Source organism: Prosthecobacter sp. (genome assembly GCF_044378005.1).
Lineage (GTDB): Bacteria > Verrucomicrobiota > Verrucomicrobiia > Verrucomicrobiales > Verrucomicrobiaceae > Prosthecobacter.
The window spans coordinates 21,818-39,978 of the sequence record NZ_JBILYB010000008.1 but is presented as its reverse complement, the minus strand read 5'-3'; the positions used below and the strand labels follow the sequence as shown (position 1 = coordinate 39,978).

14 protein-coding genes are annotated in these 18,161 nt (G+C 59.8%); 10 read left to right on the top strand and 4 right to left on the bottom strand.

Annotation, left to right across the window (positions count from 1 at the left end; all coding sequences use genetic code 11):
• Positions 1-37: 37 nt before the first annotated feature.
• The 3 genes from AC6FTP_RS03225 (at position 38) to AC6FTP_RS03215 (ending at position 3,602) form a co-directional block, all read left to right on the top strand.
• Positions 38-1,378 carry a right-handed parallel beta-helix repeat-containing protein gene (locus AC6FTP_RS03225; RefSeq protein WP_497205459.1) on the top strand — a complete coding sequence of 447 codons (1,341 nt, stop codon included), beginning with the start codon at positions 38-40 and terminating at the stop codon, positions 1,376-1,378.
• A 127-nt stretch (positions 1,379-1,505) separates the two neighbouring features.
• The gene (locus AC6FTP_RS03220) at positions 1,506-2,810 is read left to right on the top strand and encodes a YeiH family protein (protein ID WP_497205458.1); all 1,305 of its coding nucleotides are present in this window, start codon (positions 1,506-1,508) and stop codon (positions 2,808-2,810) included.
• A gap of 6 nt (positions 2,811-2,816) precedes the next feature.
• Positions 2,817-3,602 (top strand): hypothetical protein, encoded by a 786-nt coding sequence (locus AC6FTP_RS03215; protein WP_497205457.1) that lies wholly within the window; start codon positions 2,817-2,819, stop codon positions 3,600-3,602.
• A 9-nt stretch (positions 3,603-3,611) separates the two neighbouring features.
• Here AC6FTP_RS03215 and AC6FTP_RS03210 read toward each other — a convergent pair whose 3' ends face one another.
• Positions 3,612-4,808: a serine hydrolase domain-containing protein gene (locus AC6FTP_RS03210; RefSeq protein ID WP_497205456.1), complete on the bottom strand. Its 1,197-nt coding sequence runs from the start codon at positions 4,806-4,808 to the stop codon at positions 3,612-3,614.
• Positions 4,805-5,503, bottom strand: a complete 699-nt coding sequence (locus AC6FTP_RS03205; protein ID WP_497205455.1) for a 3-keto-disaccharide hydrolase — start codon at positions 5,501-5,503, stop codon at positions 4,805-4,807. Before AC6FTP_RS03205 ends, AC6FTP_RS03210 begins: the two co-directional genes overlap by 4 nt.
• A gap of 137 nt (positions 5,504-5,640) precedes the next feature.
• Here AC6FTP_RS03205 and AC6FTP_RS03200 point away from each other — a divergent pair, with 137 nt between their 5' ends.
• From AC6FTP_RS03200 to AC6FTP_RS03180, 5 genes are all read left to right on the top strand, one after another.
• A complete protein-coding gene (locus tag AC6FTP_RS03200; RefSeq protein WP_497205454.1) occupies positions 5,641-6,405 on the top strand; it encodes a ThuA domain-containing protein in 765 nt (254 codons plus the stop codon).
• 99 nt (positions 6,406-6,504) lie between these two features.
• On the top strand, positions 6,505-7,533 hold the full coding sequence (locus AC6FTP_RS03195) for a formylglycine-generating enzyme family protein (RefSeq protein ID WP_497205453.1): 1,029 nt from the start codon (positions 6,505-6,507) through the stop codon (positions 7,531-7,533).
• Positions 7,530-8,882, top strand: coding sequence for a polysaccharide deacetylase family protein (locus AC6FTP_RS03190; RefSeq protein WP_497205452.1), 1,353 nt, complete (start codon positions 7,530-7,532; stop codon positions 8,880-8,882). Before AC6FTP_RS03195 ends, AC6FTP_RS03190 begins: the two co-directional genes overlap by 4 nt.
• Positions 8,883-8,914: 32 nt before the next feature.
• A complete protein-coding gene (locus AC6FTP_RS03185; protein ID WP_497205451.1) occupies positions 8,915-10,444 on the top strand; it encodes a hypothetical protein in 1,530 nt (509 codons plus the stop codon).
• 20 nt (positions 10,445-10,464) lie between these two features.
• Complete coding sequence (locus AC6FTP_RS03180; RefSeq protein WP_497205450.1) at positions 10,465-11,817, top strand: APC family permease; 1,353 nt, start codon at positions 10,465-10,467, stop codon at positions 11,815-11,817.
• On the opposite strand, the gene AC6FTP_RS03175 is transcribed toward AC6FTP_RS03180, so the two are convergent.
• Positions 11,814-12,671 (bottom strand): amidohydrolase family protein, encoded by an 858-nt coding sequence (locus AC6FTP_RS03175; protein WP_497205449.1) that lies wholly within the window; start codon positions 12,669-12,671, stop codon positions 11,814-11,816. The two genes, AC6FTP_RS03180 and AC6FTP_RS03175, sit on opposite strands and share 4 nt — an antisense overlap.
• Positions 12,672-12,769: 98 nt before the next feature.
• Between AC6FTP_RS03175 and AC6FTP_RS03170 the strand changes: the two genes are divergently transcribed.
• On the top strand, positions 12,770-15,850 hold the full coding sequence (locus AC6FTP_RS03170; RefSeq protein ID WP_497205448.1) for a PSD1 and planctomycete cytochrome C domain-containing protein: 3,081 nt from the start codon (positions 12,770-12,772) through the stop codon (positions 15,848-15,850).
• Between the two features lies 1 nt (position 15,851).
• Positions 15,852-17,243 (top strand): DUF1501 domain-containing protein, encoded by a 1,392-nt coding sequence (locus AC6FTP_RS03165; protein ID WP_497205447.1) that lies wholly within the window; start codon positions 15,852-15,854, stop codon positions 17,241-17,243.
• Here AC6FTP_RS03165 and AC6FTP_RS03160 read toward each other — a convergent pair.
• A complete protein-coding gene (locus AC6FTP_RS03160) occupies positions 17,235-18,152 on the bottom strand; it encodes a dihydrodipicolinate synthase family protein (RefSeq protein WP_497205446.1) in 918 nt (305 codons plus the stop codon). The genes AC6FTP_RS03165 and AC6FTP_RS03160 overlap by 9 nt on opposite strands.
• Positions 18,153-18,161 lie beyond the last annotated feature (9 nt).

Genomic DNA, 18,161 nt, shown 5'->3' with positions numbered 1-18,161 from the left:
CGCAAACGGCCACCTCATTTGCGTATGAGGTCATCTCATGTTTTCACGCTTCCTTCTTCTCACGCTGATCGCTTTTTCACTCGCTTTGCACGCCCAACCGGTCGGCGATGGCAAGGCCGATGACACTTCGGCGGTGCAAACGACTGTCGATGCTGGCGGTGCAGTGCGTTTTGCGCGCGGCACCTACCGGCTGAAGAAAACCATCGTCGTCGATCTCAACAAGACTGTCTTCATCTCGATCAACGGCGATGGCGTGGCGCGTTTCGTGATGGAAGGCGCGGGACCGGCGTTTCATTTCAAAGGCACACATGGCGGCACGGCGGATCCGAAGAGCCTGAAACCGGAGATCTTTGAGCGGCAGCGCACGCCGATGGTGGACGGCATCGAGATCGTTGGCGCACATCCTGAGGCGGATGGCATCGAGGCGACGGGCACGATGCAGATCACCATCACGCGCGTGGCGGTGCATGAAGCGCGGCATGGCATCCATCTCACCGTGCGGAATCGCAACGTCATCATCAGCGACTGCCATTTGTATCACAACACCGGCATCGGCGTGTTTTACGACAACGTCGATCTCCACCAGTCGAACATCATCGGCAGCCACATCAGCTACAACGCAGGCGGCGGTGTGGTCACTCACGGCGGTGGCGTGCGCAACTTGCACATCGGCACCTGCGACATCGAGAGCAACATGACGTCCGAGGCACCGCCGACGGCGAATGTGCTCATCGACTGCACCGACGGCTCCACCGCCGAAGTCAGCATCGTCGGCTGCACCATCCAGCACAATCCCTCGCCAGGCGCTGCGAACGTGCGCTTCATTGGCAAAGGCAAGCCGCGTGGCGACGACGACACCACGCAATGGGGCCACCTGAGCATCTCCGACAACGTGCTGAGCGACGTGGAGGTGAACATCGACCTCCAGCATGTGCGCGGCGCGGTGATCACCGGCAACACCTTCGGCGGCGGCTACGAGCACGACCTGCTCGTGACGAATTGCAGCAACATCGCCGTCGGCAGCAACACCTTCGACCGCAACCCGCCCTACTATCGCGGCAAAGCTGAGGCGGCGAAGGGCGGGCTCGTCTTCCGTGACTCACGCGACATCACCCTGACCGGCCTGCACATCGACGGTATCCGCAGCCATCCCGCCGCTGTGCAGATCGAGAACGGCAACACCTTCAACCTCTCCGGTTGCACCATCCTCGACAGCGATGGCGCGGGCCTCTTGCTCAAGAACGTGACCAACAGCATCATCACCGGTTGCCTCATCGCCGACCGCCGCCCTGATCGCGCTGCAGCACCCTCCATCCGCATCGAAGGCGGAAAGGACAACACGCTGGCCAACAACAAGCTCGCGCATGGAGCGGACTGAACCGCGATTCTCCGTGATGAAAATCGCATGGGGGCAGCGGCAATGAAACGCAAAACAACCATCATCGCACTCGTTTGATAACACTCGCTCGTTGCGAGCCGCACATACACATACTCTTCCCATCATCATGTCTGCCAACGCTGCTGCCTCCGACTCCGCCTATCCTTCTCCAGGTCCCTCCACCGCACGCTGGTGGCAGAATGAAGACTGGCTTGCCGTGCTCGCAGCGCTGCCGGTTTTGATCGCTGTGGCAAATGGTTGGAGCCCGAAGATGCCATCGATGGGTTGGAGCGGTACAGCCGAAGTAGCCAAGGCCTTTGCGACTGACAATCTCGCGCTCAGCGGCACCTTGCTGGTTGTCTTTCTTGTGATCTCGACTCTGGCTCTCGCGGCTTCGTTGGGAAAACGCATCCTCTCCTTCCTCGGTGGAGCCACCGTTGTTTTTGTTCTGGGATGGCTGTCGCATTGGATCGCAGGCAATGCGGGCATCAAGGTGTGGGGCATCGAATATGTCGTCTTCGCCTTGGGGCTCGGAATGGTTTGGAGTCACCTGCTGCCGGTGCCTGAGTGGCTGCGTGAGGCAGTGCGCACGGAGTTCTTCATCAAGGTCGGCATTGTTCTCCTCGGAGCCACGATCCTGCTGCCGGAGATGATGAAAGCTGGCTTCCCGGGCTTGATTCAGGGCGCTCTGGTGATCCCCGTGGTTTGGTATGCCTGCTTCTTCATCGCGAGGAAGCTCAAGGTGGATGACGAGTTCGGCGTCATGCTCTCGACGGCAGTTTCGATCTGTGGTGTCTCCGCAGCCATCGCTGCTTGCGGTGCCATTCAGGGGGATCGGAAAAAGCTCTCCTATGTCACCTCCATCGTGCTGCTCTGTGCGGTGCCGATGATGATCCTCATGCCGGTCGCCGTGCAGAAGCTCGGTCTTTCTGAAGCCGTCGGTGGCGCATGGATCGGCGGCACGCTGGACACCAGCGGCTCCGTGGCAGCGGCGACTGAGCAGGTGGGCAAAGAGGCGACGAAGGTCGGCGTGATTGTGAAGCTCTCCCAAAACGTGCTCATCGGCGTGGCGGCCTTTGTGCTCTCCATCTGGTGGACCATGCGTGGTGGCAAAGACGGCACAGCCAAGCGTGAGAAACCATCGGCTGCCGTCATTTGGCAGCGCTTCCCAAAGTTCGTCATCGGCTTCGTCATCGCCTCCATCGTCTTTTCCTACTTCGTATCACCAGCCGTCGCTGAGGCTGCCAGCAAGCCGCTCAAAGGTCTGCGTGAAATTTGGTTTGCCGCCGCCTTTGTCTGCATCGGCCTGGAGACACGTCTCGGCGAACTCTTCAGGCTCGGCGGCGGACGCCCCGCCATCGCTTTCCTCGGTGGCCAGGTCTTCAACATCGCGTGGACCCTGATTTTGGCCCTGTGGCTCTTTGGGAAGTGACAGCCCATGACACGATTCGCATATAGCCTCGTCGCAGTTTGGCTGTTGCTCACGGCATGTTCTCTCGCAGCAGAACCTGTGTTTCACGCCACCGCGTGCGAAGGCACGTATCCGCGGCATCTCCAAGGCATCTGCACCAACAACAAAGACGCCATCTACTGGTGCTGGACGGATTTCCTTGTGAAAACCGACACCGACGGCCGCGTGCTCAAAAAGGTGCCCGTTGCGAACCATCACGGCGATTTGTGCTTCCTCGCCGGGCGAGTTTATGTCGCCACCAACCTCGCGAAGTTCAACCGGCCGGCTGGCGAGGCCGATTCGTGGGTATATGTCTATGATGGTGACACGCTTGCAGAGATCGCCAAACATCGCGTGCCCGAGCTGGTGCACGGCGCGGGCGGCATGGCGTGGTACGATGGCAAATTCATCATCGTTGGCGGTTTGCCGCCGGGCGTGAACGAAAACTACGCCTATGAGTATGACGAAAACTTTCGGTTCGTGAAGCGCCATGTGATCGCGAGCGGCTACACGCTCATGGGCATCCAAACCATCGCGCAGGCTGACGGCGCGTGGTGGTTCGGCTGTTATGGCAAGCCAGCCGTGCTGCTGCGTGCTGATGACAAGTTCCAATTCACCAGCAAATGGGAGTTCAATGCATCGGTGGGCATCGCGCCGATCAGCGGTGGACGTTTTCTCATCGCCCAAAACACCGTCGTGAAAGGCAAGGGCAACCAAGCGAAGGTCTTCATCGCCAAACCCGATTCGAGAGCCGGACTGGTGATCGAGAAGTGATCGTGCGGGTCACTTTGAGTGCGCGGATTTGAAATTGTATCCCTTCACCGCCTCGGCGGCGAGTGTGGATAGGCGATGGTGAAGCTGATACACCTCGGGACGGGTGTCTTTGCCATCCGGGCCGTAGCGATTGCAGAGGAAGATCACGAAGGTGCGTGAGAACGGATCGATCCACAGCATCTGCCCGGTCCAGCCGGTGTGGCCGTAGCCGCCGATGGGGAACAACGCGCCGCGAGGCAGTGTGTAGTCGTGTGGCGGTGTGCGGTAGGGCGTGTTGATGTCCCAGCCGAGGCCGCGCTGTACGGGCAGGTTCTTTGCCGCCGGGCTGCGAAGGTCCGGCGGGCTCTGCACGCTGGTCATGAGCTTGATTGTTTCAGGCTTGAAGACACGCACGCCGTCGAGCTCGCCGTGATTCAGCATCATGCGGGCAAAGCGCGCCACGTCCGCCGTGGTGGTGAAAAGCGATGCGTGAGCTTCGACGCCGCCCGCGAGCCGCGCCACGGTGTCATCCACCAGCCCGCGCTCCGGCGCACTCGAGGGTGCGACACGACTCAGCAGCTCGCCGCTAGGTCGAAACACGGTGTCCTTCATGCCCAGCGGCTCAAACAGCTCGCGAGTGCAGAAGTCGTCGAAACGTCGGCCTGTCACGTGCTCGACAACCGCGCCGAGCACCATGCTGCCGACGCTGCTGTAGGAAAACGCGCTTCCAGGCTCAAACATCGGCCTCGTGCGGCAAAGCTGGGCGATTGCCTCCTCGTGGTTGCGAAACGGCTGCGTCTTCGGATCAAGATTTACCGGCATCCCCGAGGTGTGCAGCAGGAGATGGTGCACAGTGATCTTCTCGCGGCCATCGCCTGTGAATTCGGGCAGGTGTTTCGAGACGGGATCGTCGAGTTTCACCAGTCCGCGCTCCACGCATCGCATGGCCGCGCTGGCAGACGCCAGCACCTTCGTGACCGACGCCACATCAAAGAGCGTGTCTTCCGTCATCGCCTCGGGCTGGGGCTTCAGCGCCCGCTGGCCGAAGGCCTTGTGATACGACTCACCCTCACGCTCCACCCACAGCGCCGCGCCGATGATCTTGCCATCGGCAATCGCTTGCTGCACCGCCTCGTCGAGCGCCGCCAGCTTGTCGCGATGAAATGCCTCGCCGTGAGCCGTGTGGAAGCACGTAAGCAGCAGCATCGTGTGGAAGATGCGTTTCATGGCTTCAGCTCCTTGATGAACACATTGCGAAACTCCACCGCGTCCTTGTGATTCTGGAGTGTGAGCGGTCCTTCCGCGGGGATGTCTTTCACGCGGGCACCTTGGATGACCGGCGTGCCGTTGAGGGTCACATCCACGCGATCACCGCGCAGCGTGATAATGAAGCGGTTCCACTCGCCGGGGCCTTTGTCGGCACGAACGCTGGGCATGGTCTTCAGGCGCTCCGCTTGGGTGGCGGAGAGATTTTTAAACTTCGTGCCCACCTCACCGCTGCCACAGGGCTGGCACCAGATGTTCACCTGCGCCGCACGGGCACCGCGCAGGTAGATGCCGCTGTCGCCCCAGGTGAGGTTGTCCTTCATGATCACCTTGCCGTTGGCGTCGAGATGGAACTGCCCGTCGTCCGTGAGCCACTGATGCGGTTTCACGACCGGCTTTCCGGTGAGCCGCCAGTCGATCATCAGTGTGAAGTCCTTGTACTTCTTCGCGGTGGAAAGGTTGTAGTCCTTCCCGCTGACCAGCTTCGGTTCATCCGTGCGCAGCCTGACGACGCTATCCGCGATCTCCCACACACCGTCGAGATGCGCCGGATGATCCCAGCCCGTCCACGTGGTGCCATCAAAGAGCGAGGTGTAGCCGATGCTATCAGGCCTCTCGCTGATCGGTTCAGCAGCAAGACCACAACAGACAAACATTAGTACCAGGAAAAGTGAGGGGTGATTTTTCATCAGAAGTCGCATCGCAGAGTCGCGGCGGCACGTCTCGTCCTTTCACCCGCAGGAGCCGACTCCGCCAAAGAATCGCGCTTACTGGTCCGTAATCGACGCACACCATGAAACGTCTCCTCAGTGTCATCGCCTTGCTTGTCACGCTCACCGCGCTCGCTCCGGCCTCGAACATCGTCATCATGGTCGTCGAAGACTCGAACAATTACGAAGCACCGCGCACCATGCGTGACTTCGCCGAGAAACAGCTCAAGCCACTCGGTCATCGGTTCACGATCATCGACGGCGACAAGCCGCAGCCCCATCACTTCGCCGGACTCGTCGAGGCGTTGAAGGATGCAGACCTCCTGGTGCTTTTCTCACGCCGCCGTTTTCCGCCGAAGGATCAAATGGCCGCCATCCGCGCCCATCTCGATGCAGGCAAGCCACTGCTCGGCATCCGTACCGCGAATCATGCCTTCATCCCCAAGCCCAAGGAGGTCGTCGATCCCAGCCTCGCTCCTTGGCCCGAGTTCACCGACGAAGTCCTCGGCGCACCGAACACTGGTTACGAGACGAAAGGCCTGCCTTACGCTGTCAGCATTGCCCTCGGAGCTGAAAACAGCCCGCTGCTCCCGGGTGTGAACACCGCGAACATCCTCGGTCATCAGTCGCTTTACAAAGTTTTGCCGCTCGTCGCTGACGCCACGCCCATCCTCATCGGCATAGCCAAGACCGACACCAGTCCTCCGATGCCCGTCGCCTGGACGCGCACCTACGGCCCGAACAAAGCACGCATCTTTTACACCAGCCTCGGTGCTCCCGAGGACATGCAGATCGCGGATGTGCGCACACTGCTGATGAACGCGGTGACGTGGACGCTCGATAAGTGACCTCTACCGCACCTCCGAATCCAACCCGACGAACCAGCCATGAAACGAATCCGCGCAATAATTCTCCCCCGCATTGCCGCGTTGGCTATTCCCATCGCGATGACACACGCCGAAGATCCCTCCCAAGGCACGGTGAAAGCGATCGATCTCGGCGGAATGCCGCTGGAGGTCGTTTTCATTCCGCCGGGCGAGTTCATGATGGGTAGCACGCCGGAGGAAAAAGCGTGGGCCACTGGCATCGAAGGCGGTGCGCAGCCGGGGACGACGCGGGAATCATTTGAGGGCGAACAACCACGACGGACGCGTGTGAAGTACGGCTTTTGGATGGGCCGCACGGAGGTCAGCGTGAGGCAGTTCCGGAGGTTTGTGGAGGATTCCAGCTTTGTGACCGATGCGGAGAAGCCCGGTGGAGAAACCCAGGTGTTCGATCCTGAATGGGATGGTTATCATCTCACGACCAGCGTGGTGCATCCGTGGAAATCCGTGAAGGGCAAGAGCTGGCGCGATCCGAACTGGGGATTCCCGAACAAGGATGACTATCCGGTCGTGTGCGTGAGCTACAACGACATGAAGGCGTTTTGCCAATGGCTGACTGTGCGCGAACGCAAGGCAGGCCAGCTCCCGGAAGGCATGGAATACCGTCTGCCCACGGAGGCGGAGTGGGAGTATGGCTGCCGTGGTGGCAGCAAGGAAAGCCGCTACTTCTGGTGGGGCAATGAGATCGAGAACGGCGAAGGCCGGCTGAACATCTCCAGCATGGATGTCCTGCCGGGACGCACAAAGGCATGGCCGCTCGCCAAGGTGCCGTGGAGCGATGGGTTCGCGTTCGTGTCGCCCGTCGATCACTACGGCGAGAAAGGCCGCAACGGCTTCGGCCTGGCCGACATGTGCGGCGGCGTGTGGGAGTTTGTCATCGACCACTTCGATCCGAAGGGCGGGCATGAAGACATCCATTATGAGAACGCGGAACAACGTGCCGTATCGCGCCCCGTGTGCCGTGGCGGAAACTACTTCGATGTGCCGGGCAACGCGCGCTGCGCCGTCCGGCTGGGAATCAAGAACGTGACTTACTCGGACTCGCGTGACGGCTTCCGCATCTGTCTGGGCAAGAGCATTCCGACGCCATGAAAACTCTGCTGCATGGACTGTTTCTCTCTCTGCTCGCGGTCACGCTGAACGCCCAGTCGCCCGATCTCGGCGGCGTGAAGGTGTCGCTCGAGCGTTACTCCGGCACTGCCACGATCAGCGCGGCAAGTTTGGGCAAGTTCAAGCTGCACGTGCAGGTCAACCGCAACGGCGATACGCAGCCGCTGAACGTGCGCGTTGAGCTGCCTAAAGCCGGACGCAACGTCTGGCCGGCAAACGATGTCGAGGTGTGTGATGAAGCGGGCGCTGCGATGCTCGTGCAGCGCTCCGGCATCGAATGGGAAAACCTCCTCGTGCCGATCACAGAGAAGGTGAGCTCTTTCATCGTGCAGGCCGTGATGCCACCAGTTCCGGCACCACGAGCCACCTCAGAGAAGGATCGCATGATTCAAGATGCCATCAGCGGCGCTCAAGTGCGCATCGCCAACTGGCCACAGGGTCGCACCGCCGCGCTGAGCATCCGTTTCGACGACTCACATCCCACGCATCTCAGCAAGGCCATTCCCATCCTGCGCGAATACGGCTTCAAAGGCACCTTCATGGTCAATCCCGGTCCCAAGGAGCCCGGCAGCCGTCAAAGCTACTCCTTTGAAACGCAACTCGCCGAATGGGAGGCCGTGATGAAGCAGGGCGACATGGAGTTGGCGAACCACTCCGCACATCATCGTGGCGCAAGGGGCGATGAAGAGATGGAGCGTGAGATCGGCAGTGCTGCGGAGGCGATTTGGAAACTGACACCCGGCAAGAGCAACCTTATGGCCCTCAATCTCGGCGGTGGCACGCGTTGGGACACCACGCGCACCCTGCGCTACTACCTCGACAAATATCATCAGTTCGACGCCTCCAGTGGCTCGCTCGGCATGGACGACAGCTATGGCGGCCGCGTCGAGGCCTTCCGAAAGGCGCTCGAAACCCACCTCCAGCGCGGCCTCTGGTGTCGCGTGCATTACCACTACATCGGCGAAGGTCTCAGCAGCACCGAAGCCAACTTCCGCGCCGCGCTCGACATCGCCAAGCAGCAGCAAGACAAGCTTTGGATCGCCGGCATGGCAGACATCTACAAGTATCAAACCGAACGCAACTCGGCCAAGCTCACGTTGATGAAGTCCGAAGCGAGGAGCCTCATCATCCAGCTCGACTGCGCCACTGATGCCAAGCTTTACGATCAGCCGCTGACTCTCGAAATCACGATGCCTGTCGCCTCGAATGCCTCAGTGGTCATCATCAAAGATGCCAGCGGCAAATCAATGCCCGTAACCACCGCCGCACCATGGCTTCGCTGCGTCGTGCCGCCGAAGTCAGCCATCTATTCGGTGACTCTATCACCGTAAGCTCGTGGCCTGCCGCCACGTAGTTTCAGAGCATGAGATTCCTCCCGCTTGCTCTCGCCACCGTCATCGTGGCTTCTTCTGTTCACGCCATCGATATCGGTTCACGTCGTGAGTTGTTCGTGGACGACTTCTTGATCGAGAAGCTATCAGGCAAGGCCGAGCAGCGCCTGCATCATCCGCAGCCGCAGGAGATCGCCATCACGCATGATATGCCATGGGAAGGCAGTGGCAGCGGCTACCACAGCGTCTTCAAGGACGGTGGCAAATACCGGATGTATTACAAGTCGTGGCAGCTCACCGTCACCGCGCCCGGTAAGGTGAACACGGGCGAGCATCCGCTCTTCACCTGCTACGCCGAAAGCGATGATGGCATTCATTGGCGGAAGCCAGAGCTGGGTTTGAATGACTTCAAAGGCTCGAAGGCCAACAACATCGTCATCCCACATGGCAAGATGGGGAAAGTCGATCCCGATGGCGGCCATCCCGCTGTTTTCAAAGATGAAAATCCGGCTGCTGCAGCCGATGCGAAGTACAAAGCCATCGTGCGCTCAAACTCGCCCAAAGGACTGCTCGCCCTGAAATCGCCCGACGGCCTAAGCTGGTCGCCGATGGCCGATGCGCCGGTGATCACGGATGGGGCCTTTGATTCGCAAAATCTCGCCTTCTGGGATGCGCACAGCGGCCAATACCGTGCCTACTGGCGCTACTTCACCGGTGGAACGACGGATGAGAAAAACTGGAGGCCCTCCGGTGATCGCGCCATCCGCACGGCGACATCGAAGGACTTCATCCATTGGGAAAATCAGCACGACTTGAGCTACACCGACTCGCCCAGCGAGCAGCTCTACACGAACCAGGTGAAGCCCTACCACCGTGCCCCTCATCTTCTCCTCGGCTTTCCCACGCGCTATCTTGAGCGTGGCTGGTCCGAAAGCATGCGTGCACTGCCGGAGCGCGAGCACCGCGAATGGCGCTCGAAGGCTAGCGACCGCTACGGCATGGTCGTCACCGAAGGCCTCTTCATGGCCAGCCGCGATGGCGTGAAGTTCAAGCGCTGGAATGAAGCCTTCCTCCCGCCCGGCATCCAGCGTCCCGGCACCTGGAACTACGGTCATCAATACATCGCCTGGCATCCCGTGGAGACAAAGTCATCCATGGAAGGCGCACCAAACGAACTCAGTCTCTACGCCACCGAAAGCTACTGGACCGGCAAGAGCAGCGAACTACGCCGCTACACGCTGCGGCTCGACGGCTTCATCTCCATCCATGCGCCGATGAGCGGCGGCGAGCTCCTCACGAAGCCCTTCACCTTCACCGGCAAAGCCCTCAGCATGAACTTCGCTAGTTCCGCCGCCGGTGGCGTGAAGATCGAAATCCAGGACGCAAATGGCAAAGCGATGCCCGGCTTCGCTTTGAGCGACTGCGAGGATCACTTTGGTGATTCTCTTGAGCGCACTGTGGTCTGGAAAAGTGGTACCGATGTCAGCTCGCTCGCCGGGAAGACAGTTCGTCTGCGTTTTGCACTCAAGGATGCGGATGTGTACTCGTTCCGTTTCGAATGAAGCGTTCTCGCTGATCGCCTATGACACCAGATGCCGATCGTCAGCCCGAGCGCCGATTCGGCCTCCTGCAGGCCACCGCACTGAACATGTCCAACATGCTCGGAGCAGGGCCCTTTATCACCATACCAGCGCTGATGCTGACCATGGGTGGCCCACAGTCGATGCTTGGCTGGGCCGTGGCATTGATCATCGCTCTGGCAGATGGATTGGTATGGAGTGAACTCGGGGCCAATCTACAGAAGTCGGGTGGGTCGTATGTTTACCTTTGCGAGGGCTATGGGCGTGAGAAATGGGGACGCTTCATGGGCTTCCTTTTCATCTGGCAATTCATCCTCAGTGGTCCACTGGAACTGGCCACGGCCTATGTGGGTGTGGCGCAGTATTTGCAGCCGCTGTGGCCGCAGAGCAGTGACTTCACACGTTTGTGTGCTGGCGCAGGCGTGGGACTGCTTGTGATCTTTTTGCTCTATCGTCGGATTGAGTCGATCGGGAAGATCACGGTGACCTTATGGCTCGGTGCTTTGCTGGCGATGGGCGTCGTCATCTTCACAGGCATGAGGCATTTCGATCCAAAGCTGGCCTTCGATATCCCGGAAGACGCGTGGACCTTTGATGCTGCCAAATGGGTCGCACTTGGAGCTGCAGCACGCATTGGCATGTATGACTACCTCGGCTACTACGACATCTGCTTCATCGGCGATGAAGTAAGGCGTCCAGGGCGCGTCATCCCACGCGCGGTCATGCTCAGCCTCGTGCTGGTGGCCCTGATCTACTTTGCAGTGAATCTTTCCATCATCGGTGTGGTGCCGTGGCGTGAGTTCGTGAGCCCCGAAGGACTAAACAAACCCGTGGTGACAATGATGATGGCAAAGATCTATGGAAATGACTTTGCTCAGCTATTCACCGTGCTCGTGCTGTGGACCATGGTCGCCTGTTGCTTCGCCATGCTTCTGGGCTACTCACGCATTCCATATGCAGCCGCACGAGATGGCAGCTTCTTCCGTGTTTTTGGACGTCTGCATCCACGTCTCGGCTTTCCTCATGTTGCCTTGGTGACGGTCGGCTTGATCGCTGTGGCAGCCACTTTTGTGAAACTCGGCACCTTGATCGACGCCCTACTTTCCACGCGCATCGTGGTGCAGTTTGTGGGTCAGATTGGGGCCTTAATCATGCTACGGCAGATCCAGCCAAATGCAGAACGCCCATTTCGCATGTGGCTTTATCCCCTTCCCGCTTTCGTTGCGCTTATCGGCTGGATTTATCTGCTGATCACAACAGATCGTACACTCCTCGGCTTCGGTGCTTTGACCCTGCTGCTTGGCAGCGGCGTGTTCCTGTTATGGAGCTGGCGAACTCGGAAGTGGCCTTTCTAGACTCTGCTTGAATTCAATTCTAGCAGCGCCAACGAATCGCGGTGTATCATCGCCTCGATCTGCGTCACATCGAGTCTCGGGAGCTTCGTGCCTTCCAGCATGTCGTTGAGCTTGCGGATGCCGTCGATGCTCGCATTCACCGTGGTGAAGGGGAAGTCGGTGCCGAAGAGCAGTTTGTGCCACACGCCGTATTCCTGCGCGAGCATGAGCGAGTTGTAGAGCTGCCACGGGCGGTAATGCAGTGCGCTGACATCGGCGAAGACGTTCTCGTGCTTCCGAATCGTCACGAGGCACTCGCCCTCATACGGATGACCAAGATGCGCGAGGATGATCTTCACCCCGGGATGCTTCAGCGCCACCGGCTCGATCAAGCGCGGCAATGTGAAGGCCAGCGGTGCCTGTGCGATGAACGTGGTGCCCATGTGCAGCAGCACAGGCAGCCCTTTTGCTTCCGCATACTGCCACAGCGGCTCCAGCTTCGAATCATCCGGGCTGAATCCGGCATACATTGGCAGCAGCTTGATGCCGTGCAGACCGAGTTCTTCGTGCCCGACATGCATCTCACGCTCCCAGCCCCCCTGCGTCGGATCGACCGACAAAAAGCCGATCAAGCGCCGCGCATCCTTTGCCACATAATCCGCCACGGTCTTGTCATCGACCCACAGGCCGCTGAGCCGCGCTTTGCCGCCGAAAACAATCGTGCAGGTATCTTTGGGCGCGGTGGCACGATAAGCCTCATAGGTCGCGCTCATGTCCACTTTTACTCCCGGCCGCGCTCGACCCGCTTGATGGATGAAGTCATCCGAAAAGTCGGTGGGAAAGTTCCAGGCGTGGGAGTGGACGTCGATGATCATGAGATGGCAATGGAGCATTACGGAGCCATGCGGGCCGATCATCACTTTTTGATGCCCAGCCACGAGACCTCGCGATCATGCAGCGTTGGTTAAAGCGCATGTCTTCCCGTGGCTTTCTCATCTGCATCTGCGCCTTTTCTTCGGCGATGGCTCATGCCGCTGATTTGTTTGCCTCCAAGATCGGGCCGCTGCTGAAGCAGCGCTGCTTCGAATGCCATTCGCATGAGGCAAAGATCAAAGGTGGTCTCGCGCTGGATTCGAAGAGCGGCTGGGAAAAGGGCGGCGAGAGTGGCCCGGCCATCGTTCCCGGAAAACCGGAGGCCAGCTTGCTCATCCAGGCAGTGAGTCATGTGGAAAAAGATCTCAAGATGCCGCCGAAGAAGATGCTGCCCGCATCCGAGATCACACTGCTCACCGAATGGGTTCGCCAGGGCGCGCCTGATCCGCGAGTGGGCACAAAAACGACCGAACTCGCCGCCGATAATGCCTGGGAAGTGGAGTTTCAAAAGCGTCTCGACTGGTGGAGCCTCAAGCCGATGCGCCCGGCCACCAACGGCAGCGTTGATGGCTTCATCAAAGCCTCACTGAATGCCGCCGCGCTCGAGATGGCACCGTCGGCCTCGCCGGAGGTGCTGAAGCGTCGTTTGAGCTTCGTGCTCACCGGCTTGCCACCGTCGGACTCGTCCGACATGTCCGACCCGTCTGACTACATCGATCATCTCCTCGCCAGCCCCCACTTCGGCGAGCACTTCGCCCGGCATTGGATGGATGTCGTGCGCTACACGGACACCTACGGCTACGAATGGGACAACCCCGCCAAAGGCTCCCACGAATATCGCGACTACCTCATCCGCGCTTTCAACGACGACATTGGCTTCGATCAACTCCTGCGCGAGCAACTCGCCGGAGACCTGCTGCCAAAGCCGCGCATCCACGCGAGGGCGCAGACGAACGAAAGCCTCATCGGCCCCATGTTCTACCATCTGGGCGAGCATCGCCACGGCAGCAGCCTCATGTTCAACGGCATTCATCAGGAGATGGTGAACAACAAGATCGATGCTTTCTCCAAAGCCTTCCTCGCCACCACGGTCGCCTGCGCACGATGTCATGATCACAAGCTGGAGGCTGTCTCGCAACGTGACTACTACGCGCTCGCCGCCATGTTCACCACGCCGCGCTGGACCTCGCGTATCGTCGATGCGCCGGGCAAAAACGACGCCGCGATCACGAAGCTCAAAGAACTACGAAATGCCATCCGCCAGGAGCTGACGACGCGCTGGGCACGACCTTTTGAGCCTTCCAAACTCCAGACCTGGGCTTCAGTTCACAAAGACGCTTTAAAAGGTATCGGGACTCCACTCGCCACACCTGCCGATTTACCGAAGCTGGCTGCTACGTGGCGAAAAGATTGCGAAGCAGCTCAAAAGGCCAACTTGGTTTTTAAACCGGCCACGCTCGAAAATTGGGTCTTTGAAGGTGATGGCTACACGCACGGCCAAACCGACGACGCCACGCCACTCATCGCCCTCGAAGGCGAAAACGTCGTCGCGCAACTGCTGCCGAGTGGCTGGCATTCACATGCGTTGAGCTCGAAACTTCCCGGCAGTCTGCGCATGCCGCCGCAGCATCTCGTGCCGGGCAAATTCGTGAGCCTGAATCTCGCAGGTGGCGACTTTGGCGGCCATCTCGTCGTCGATGATCACGCGTTCCAAAACGAAACCATCTCCTTCTACACGAACGCCGAGCCACAGTGGAAATCCTTCACCGATGCCGAGCTGAAGAACGGCGCGCAGCAGGTCACCATTGAGTTCTGCACTTCGGCGCTGAATCCCAATTTCCCGCCGCGCACCGGTTTGGCGAAGGGGCTCAAGAACAACGACTTCGGCCACGACAAACGAAGCTGGCTCAGCATCACCGGCATCGTCACGCATGATGCTGGCGGCACGCCTCAGGATGAACTCGATACTTTCACCGGCTTGTATGAAGCGAATACCGCAAACGATCCATGGGAACGCATCGCCGCGTGGTTCAATGCCGCCGTGCAGCGCTGGAACACGAAGAAACCGCAGCCTGGTGACCGCCAAGTGCTCAACTGGCTGCTCGCGAACGGCTTGCTGCCCAACCAAGCCGATGCCGGCTCCAAGCTCGCCCAACTCGTCGCCGACTATCGCCACGTCGAATCCAACATCTCCTTCCCGCGCACTGTGAACAGCATGGACGAGCGCGATGTGATGCCTGCGAAGTATCCGCTCAACGTGCGTGGCAATGTGGACACCCCAGGCGAACTGGTGGAGCCCGCGTCGCTAAAAATGCTCGCCAGTGATCGCATCACCAGTCGTCTCGATCTCGCGGAGTCGCTGCTGCATCCCGAGCATCCGCTCACCGCCCGCGTGTATGTGAACCGCGTGTGGCAGTGGATCTTCGGCACGGGACTCGTCGCCACACCGGATGACTTTGGCCGTCTCGGCGACAAGCCTTCGCACCCCGATCTGCTCGACTGGCTCGCCCGCGAGTTCATCCGCGAAGGCTGGTCCACGAAGAAGCTCGTGCGCCAGCTCGTGATGAGTCAAACCTTCCGTCAATCAAGTATCGTGACAGATGCAGCACGGGAGCGCGACCCAGCGAACCGGTTGCTTCATCACTATCCCACTCGTCGATTGGAAGCCGAGGCCATCCGTGATTCGCTGCTTGCTGTTTCGGGCAGGCTCGATCCACAGCTCTACGGCCGACCGATCCTGCCGTATCGCACCGCCGAAGACGACAAGAAGCGCCTCTTCACCGGCCCGCTCGACGGCCATGGCCGCCGCTCGATCTACCTGCAAATGTCCATCATGGAGCCACCGAAGTTTTTGACCGGCTTCAACCTCCCCGATCTCAAACTGCCCACCGGCAGACGCGACGTCACGAACGTACCCTCGCAAGCACTCATCCTGCTCAACGACCCCTTTGTGAATGCGATGGCAAAGCATTGGGCGGGTGAGCTGACGAAGCAAAAGGCCTCGAACAGCGAAGAACGCATCCGCATCATGTTCGTCCGCGCTTTTGCCCGCCAACCTGGCGAAGCGGAACTGAACCGCTGGTTATCCGCACTCAATGATCTGGGCGGAGACACACCCGATGCATGGGAGCAGCTCGCTCATGCGTTCTTCAATGCCAAGGAGTTCATCTATTTCCGCTGACATGATCACGCACGACCATCGCCTCTGCTCGCGCCGCCAAGTTTTGGCGGGTGCCTCCACAGGCTTTGGCATGTTGGCGCTGCGTGCGATGGCGGGCATACCGCTGCACAACCGCGCGAAGGCAAAGAACATCATCTTCTGTTTCATGGACGGCGGGCCGAGTCATGTGGACACGTTTGATCCGAAGCCGATGCTCAAGACGCACGAGGGCAAGGCCATCGGCGAAAGCGCGGTGACAAAGCGCTCGCAGTCGAACGCGAACCGCGTGTGGATGGGCAGCCCGTGGGAGTTCAGGCAGCGTGGGCAGAGCGGCCTGTGGGTGAGCGATCTCTTCCCGCACATCGCTCAAGTGGCGGACAAGCTCTGCGTTGTGAAGTCGATGGTGGGCGAGTTGCCGTTGCATGGGCAGCAGAATCTTTTGCTGCATACGGGGCGAATCCTCGGCCAAGCACCGAGCTTTGGCGCGTGGGTGTCGTATGGACTCGGCACCGAGAACCGCAATCTGCCGGGCTATGTCGTGCTGAACAATGATTGGGTGCCAAATGGTGGCCTTGAAAATTTCGGCAGCTCCTTTTTACCCGCCAGTCATCAGGCCACGATGGTCCGCGCAAAGGGTGTGCCAGTCGATAACATCGTGCCGCACGACGCGGCGGCCATCCAACGACGCAAACTCGCGCTGCTGGCCGCACAGGACGCCGAGTTTGCCGCGAGCTCGTCCGATGCGCTAGCCATCGAAGGTGCCATCGCCAACTACGAAACGGCGTTTCTCATGCAGAGCGCCGTCCCCACAATCGCAGATATCAACAACGAGCCTGCGCACATCCAGCAGATGTATGGCGTCGATTCCACCGACGAACACCAGCGCTTCTACGCCACGCAGGCCCTGCGAGCGCGTCGATTGGTCGAAGCAGGCGTGCGCTTTGTCGAGATCACCTGCCCCAGCTTTGATGGCAACAACTCACCCTGGGATCAGCATGGTCAGTTGAAGCAAAACCACGAAAAAAACGCCCGCATCACCGATCAAAGCGTTGCCGCGCTCATCATCGATCTCGATCAGCGAGGCCTGCTCGATGAAACCATCGTGCTGTGGGCTGGTGAGATGGGCCGCACACCTCACACGCCGAAGGTCAGTGGCACCGCAGGCCGTGACCATCATGTAAATGGCTACAGCATTTTCATGGTCGGTGGCGGCTTCAAAGGCGGCATGACCTTTGGCGAGACCGACGACTTCGGCAACGCCGTCGCCAGCGATCCCGTGAGCATCCACGACATCCATGCCACGCTGCTCCATCAAATGGGCATCGACCACGAGCGTCTCACCTTCCGCCACGGCGGCCGTGATCAACGGCTCACCGATGTGCATGGGCGAGTGGTTGGCGAGTTGCTAGGATGACTCTACAGCGGCGATCATCCGATCAAACTGCCGCTCCACCTCGCGTGTGGTTTCAACATCCAGTTTGAAGCCCACTGGGCCGCGCACGAGCGTATTTTTGAAAATGCCCTGCCGCACAAGCAGATGCTTCTCCACGGCCAAAAAGCCGTCCAGGCTCGTCTGCATCGAAATCAGTGCCGAAAGCGGCCCGTGGATGCGATCCGCCTTCTCCACATCGCCAGCCTCCAGTGCCTTCCAAAGCGGCACGAGCCCGCGAATCAAATCCGCGCCCGGCATCGTGCCCACCACACCGCGCTTGAAGGAATCCACAAGTGCGATACCGCCCGTGCCCTCAAACACGCGTGCACGACCCTGCGTAGCATCGCGCAACTCGCTCAGCTTTGGCCCGATGGGGCTCGCCTCCGGCTTGTACTGCACGCGCTCGGGACCGAACTCGTCCAAAAGTCTCGCCTGCATCGCGATGGGCATCGGCTTGCCCACATACCCGCTCGCATCCTGCACGATCACCGGGATGCGGATCGCCTCAATGATGCGCGTGTAATACGCCAGCAGCTCGCTTTCACCGATGCCGATGGAAACCGGCGGAATCGCCATCACCGCATCCGCGCCGACTGATTCAGCGTGCTTTGCATATCGCTCCGCGACTTTGGATGACTCTGCACCGACGCTGATGACGACCACGCCGCGATCTTTGCCGAAACGGCACGCCGCCTCAGCCAACTCCTCCCGCTCCTCGCTGTCCAGTCGCAGCGTTTCCGACACCATCGCCATCACGATCCCATTTGAGCCGCAATCGTAGAGCCACGCGATCTCGCGTTCGAGTGTTTCGAGATCGAGCGTTTCATCGTCGTGCCAAGGCGTCTGAAAAACCGGCAGCACGCCGTGGAGTTCGTGTTTGGAAGGAGTCATGTTGATTTA

Excerpts from the sequence above, each read along its gene's own strand:
- AC6FTP_RS03225 (WP_497205459.1), top strand. The coding sequence starts at position 38 with ATGTTTTCACGCTTCCTTCTTCTCACGCTGATCGCTTTTTCACTCGCT.
- AC6FTP_RS03220 (WP_497205458.1), top strand. The coding sequence starts at position 1,506 with ATGTCTGCCAACGCTGCTGCCTCCGACTCCGCCTATCCTTCTCCAGGT.
- AC6FTP_RS03215 (WP_497205457.1), top strand. The coding sequence starts at position 2,817 with ATGACACGATTCGCATATAGCCTCGTCGCAGTTTGGCTGTTGCTCACG.
- AC6FTP_RS03210 (WP_497205456.1), bottom strand. The coding sequence starts at position 4,808 with ATGAAACGCATCTTCCACACGATGCTGCTGCTTACGTGCTTCCACACG.
- AC6FTP_RS03205 (WP_497205455.1), bottom strand. The coding sequence starts at position 5,503 with ATGTTTGTCTGTTGTGGTCTTGCTGCTGAACCGATCAGCGAGAGGCCT.
- AC6FTP_RS03200 (WP_497205454.1), top strand. The coding sequence starts at position 5,641 with ATGAAACGTCTCCTCAGTGTCATCGCCTTGCTTGTCACGCTCACCGCG.
- AC6FTP_RS03195 (WP_497205453.1), top strand. The coding sequence starts at position 6,505 with ATGACACACGCCGAAGATCCCTCCCAAGGCACGGTGAAAGCGATCGAT.
- AC6FTP_RS03190 (WP_497205452.1), top strand. The coding sequence starts at position 7,530 with ATGAAAACTCTGCTGCATGGACTGTTTCTCTCTCTGCTCGCGGTCACG.
- AC6FTP_RS03185 (WP_497205451.1), top strand. The coding sequence starts at position 8,915 with ATGAGATTCCTCCCGCTTGCTCTCGCCACCGTCATCGTGGCTTCTTCT.
- AC6FTP_RS03180 (WP_497205450.1), top strand. The coding sequence starts at position 10,465 with ATGACACCAGATGCCGATCGTCAGCCCGAGCGCCGATTCGGCCTCCTG.
- AC6FTP_RS03175 (WP_497205449.1), bottom strand. The coding sequence starts at position 12,671 with ATGATCATCGACGTCCACTCCCACGCCTGGAACTTTCCCACCGACTTT.
- AC6FTP_RS03170 (WP_497205448.1), top strand. The coding sequence starts at position 12,770 with ATGTCTTCCCGTGGCTTTCTCATCTGCATCTGCGCCTTTTCTTCGGCG.
- AC6FTP_RS03165 (WP_497205447.1), top strand. The coding sequence starts at position 15,852 with ATGATCACGCACGACCATCGCCTCTGCTCGCGCCGCCAAGTTTTGGCG.
- AC6FTP_RS03160 (WP_497205446.1), bottom strand. The coding sequence starts at position 18,152 with ATGACTCCTTCCAAACACGAACTCCACGGCGTGCTGCCGGTTTTTCAG.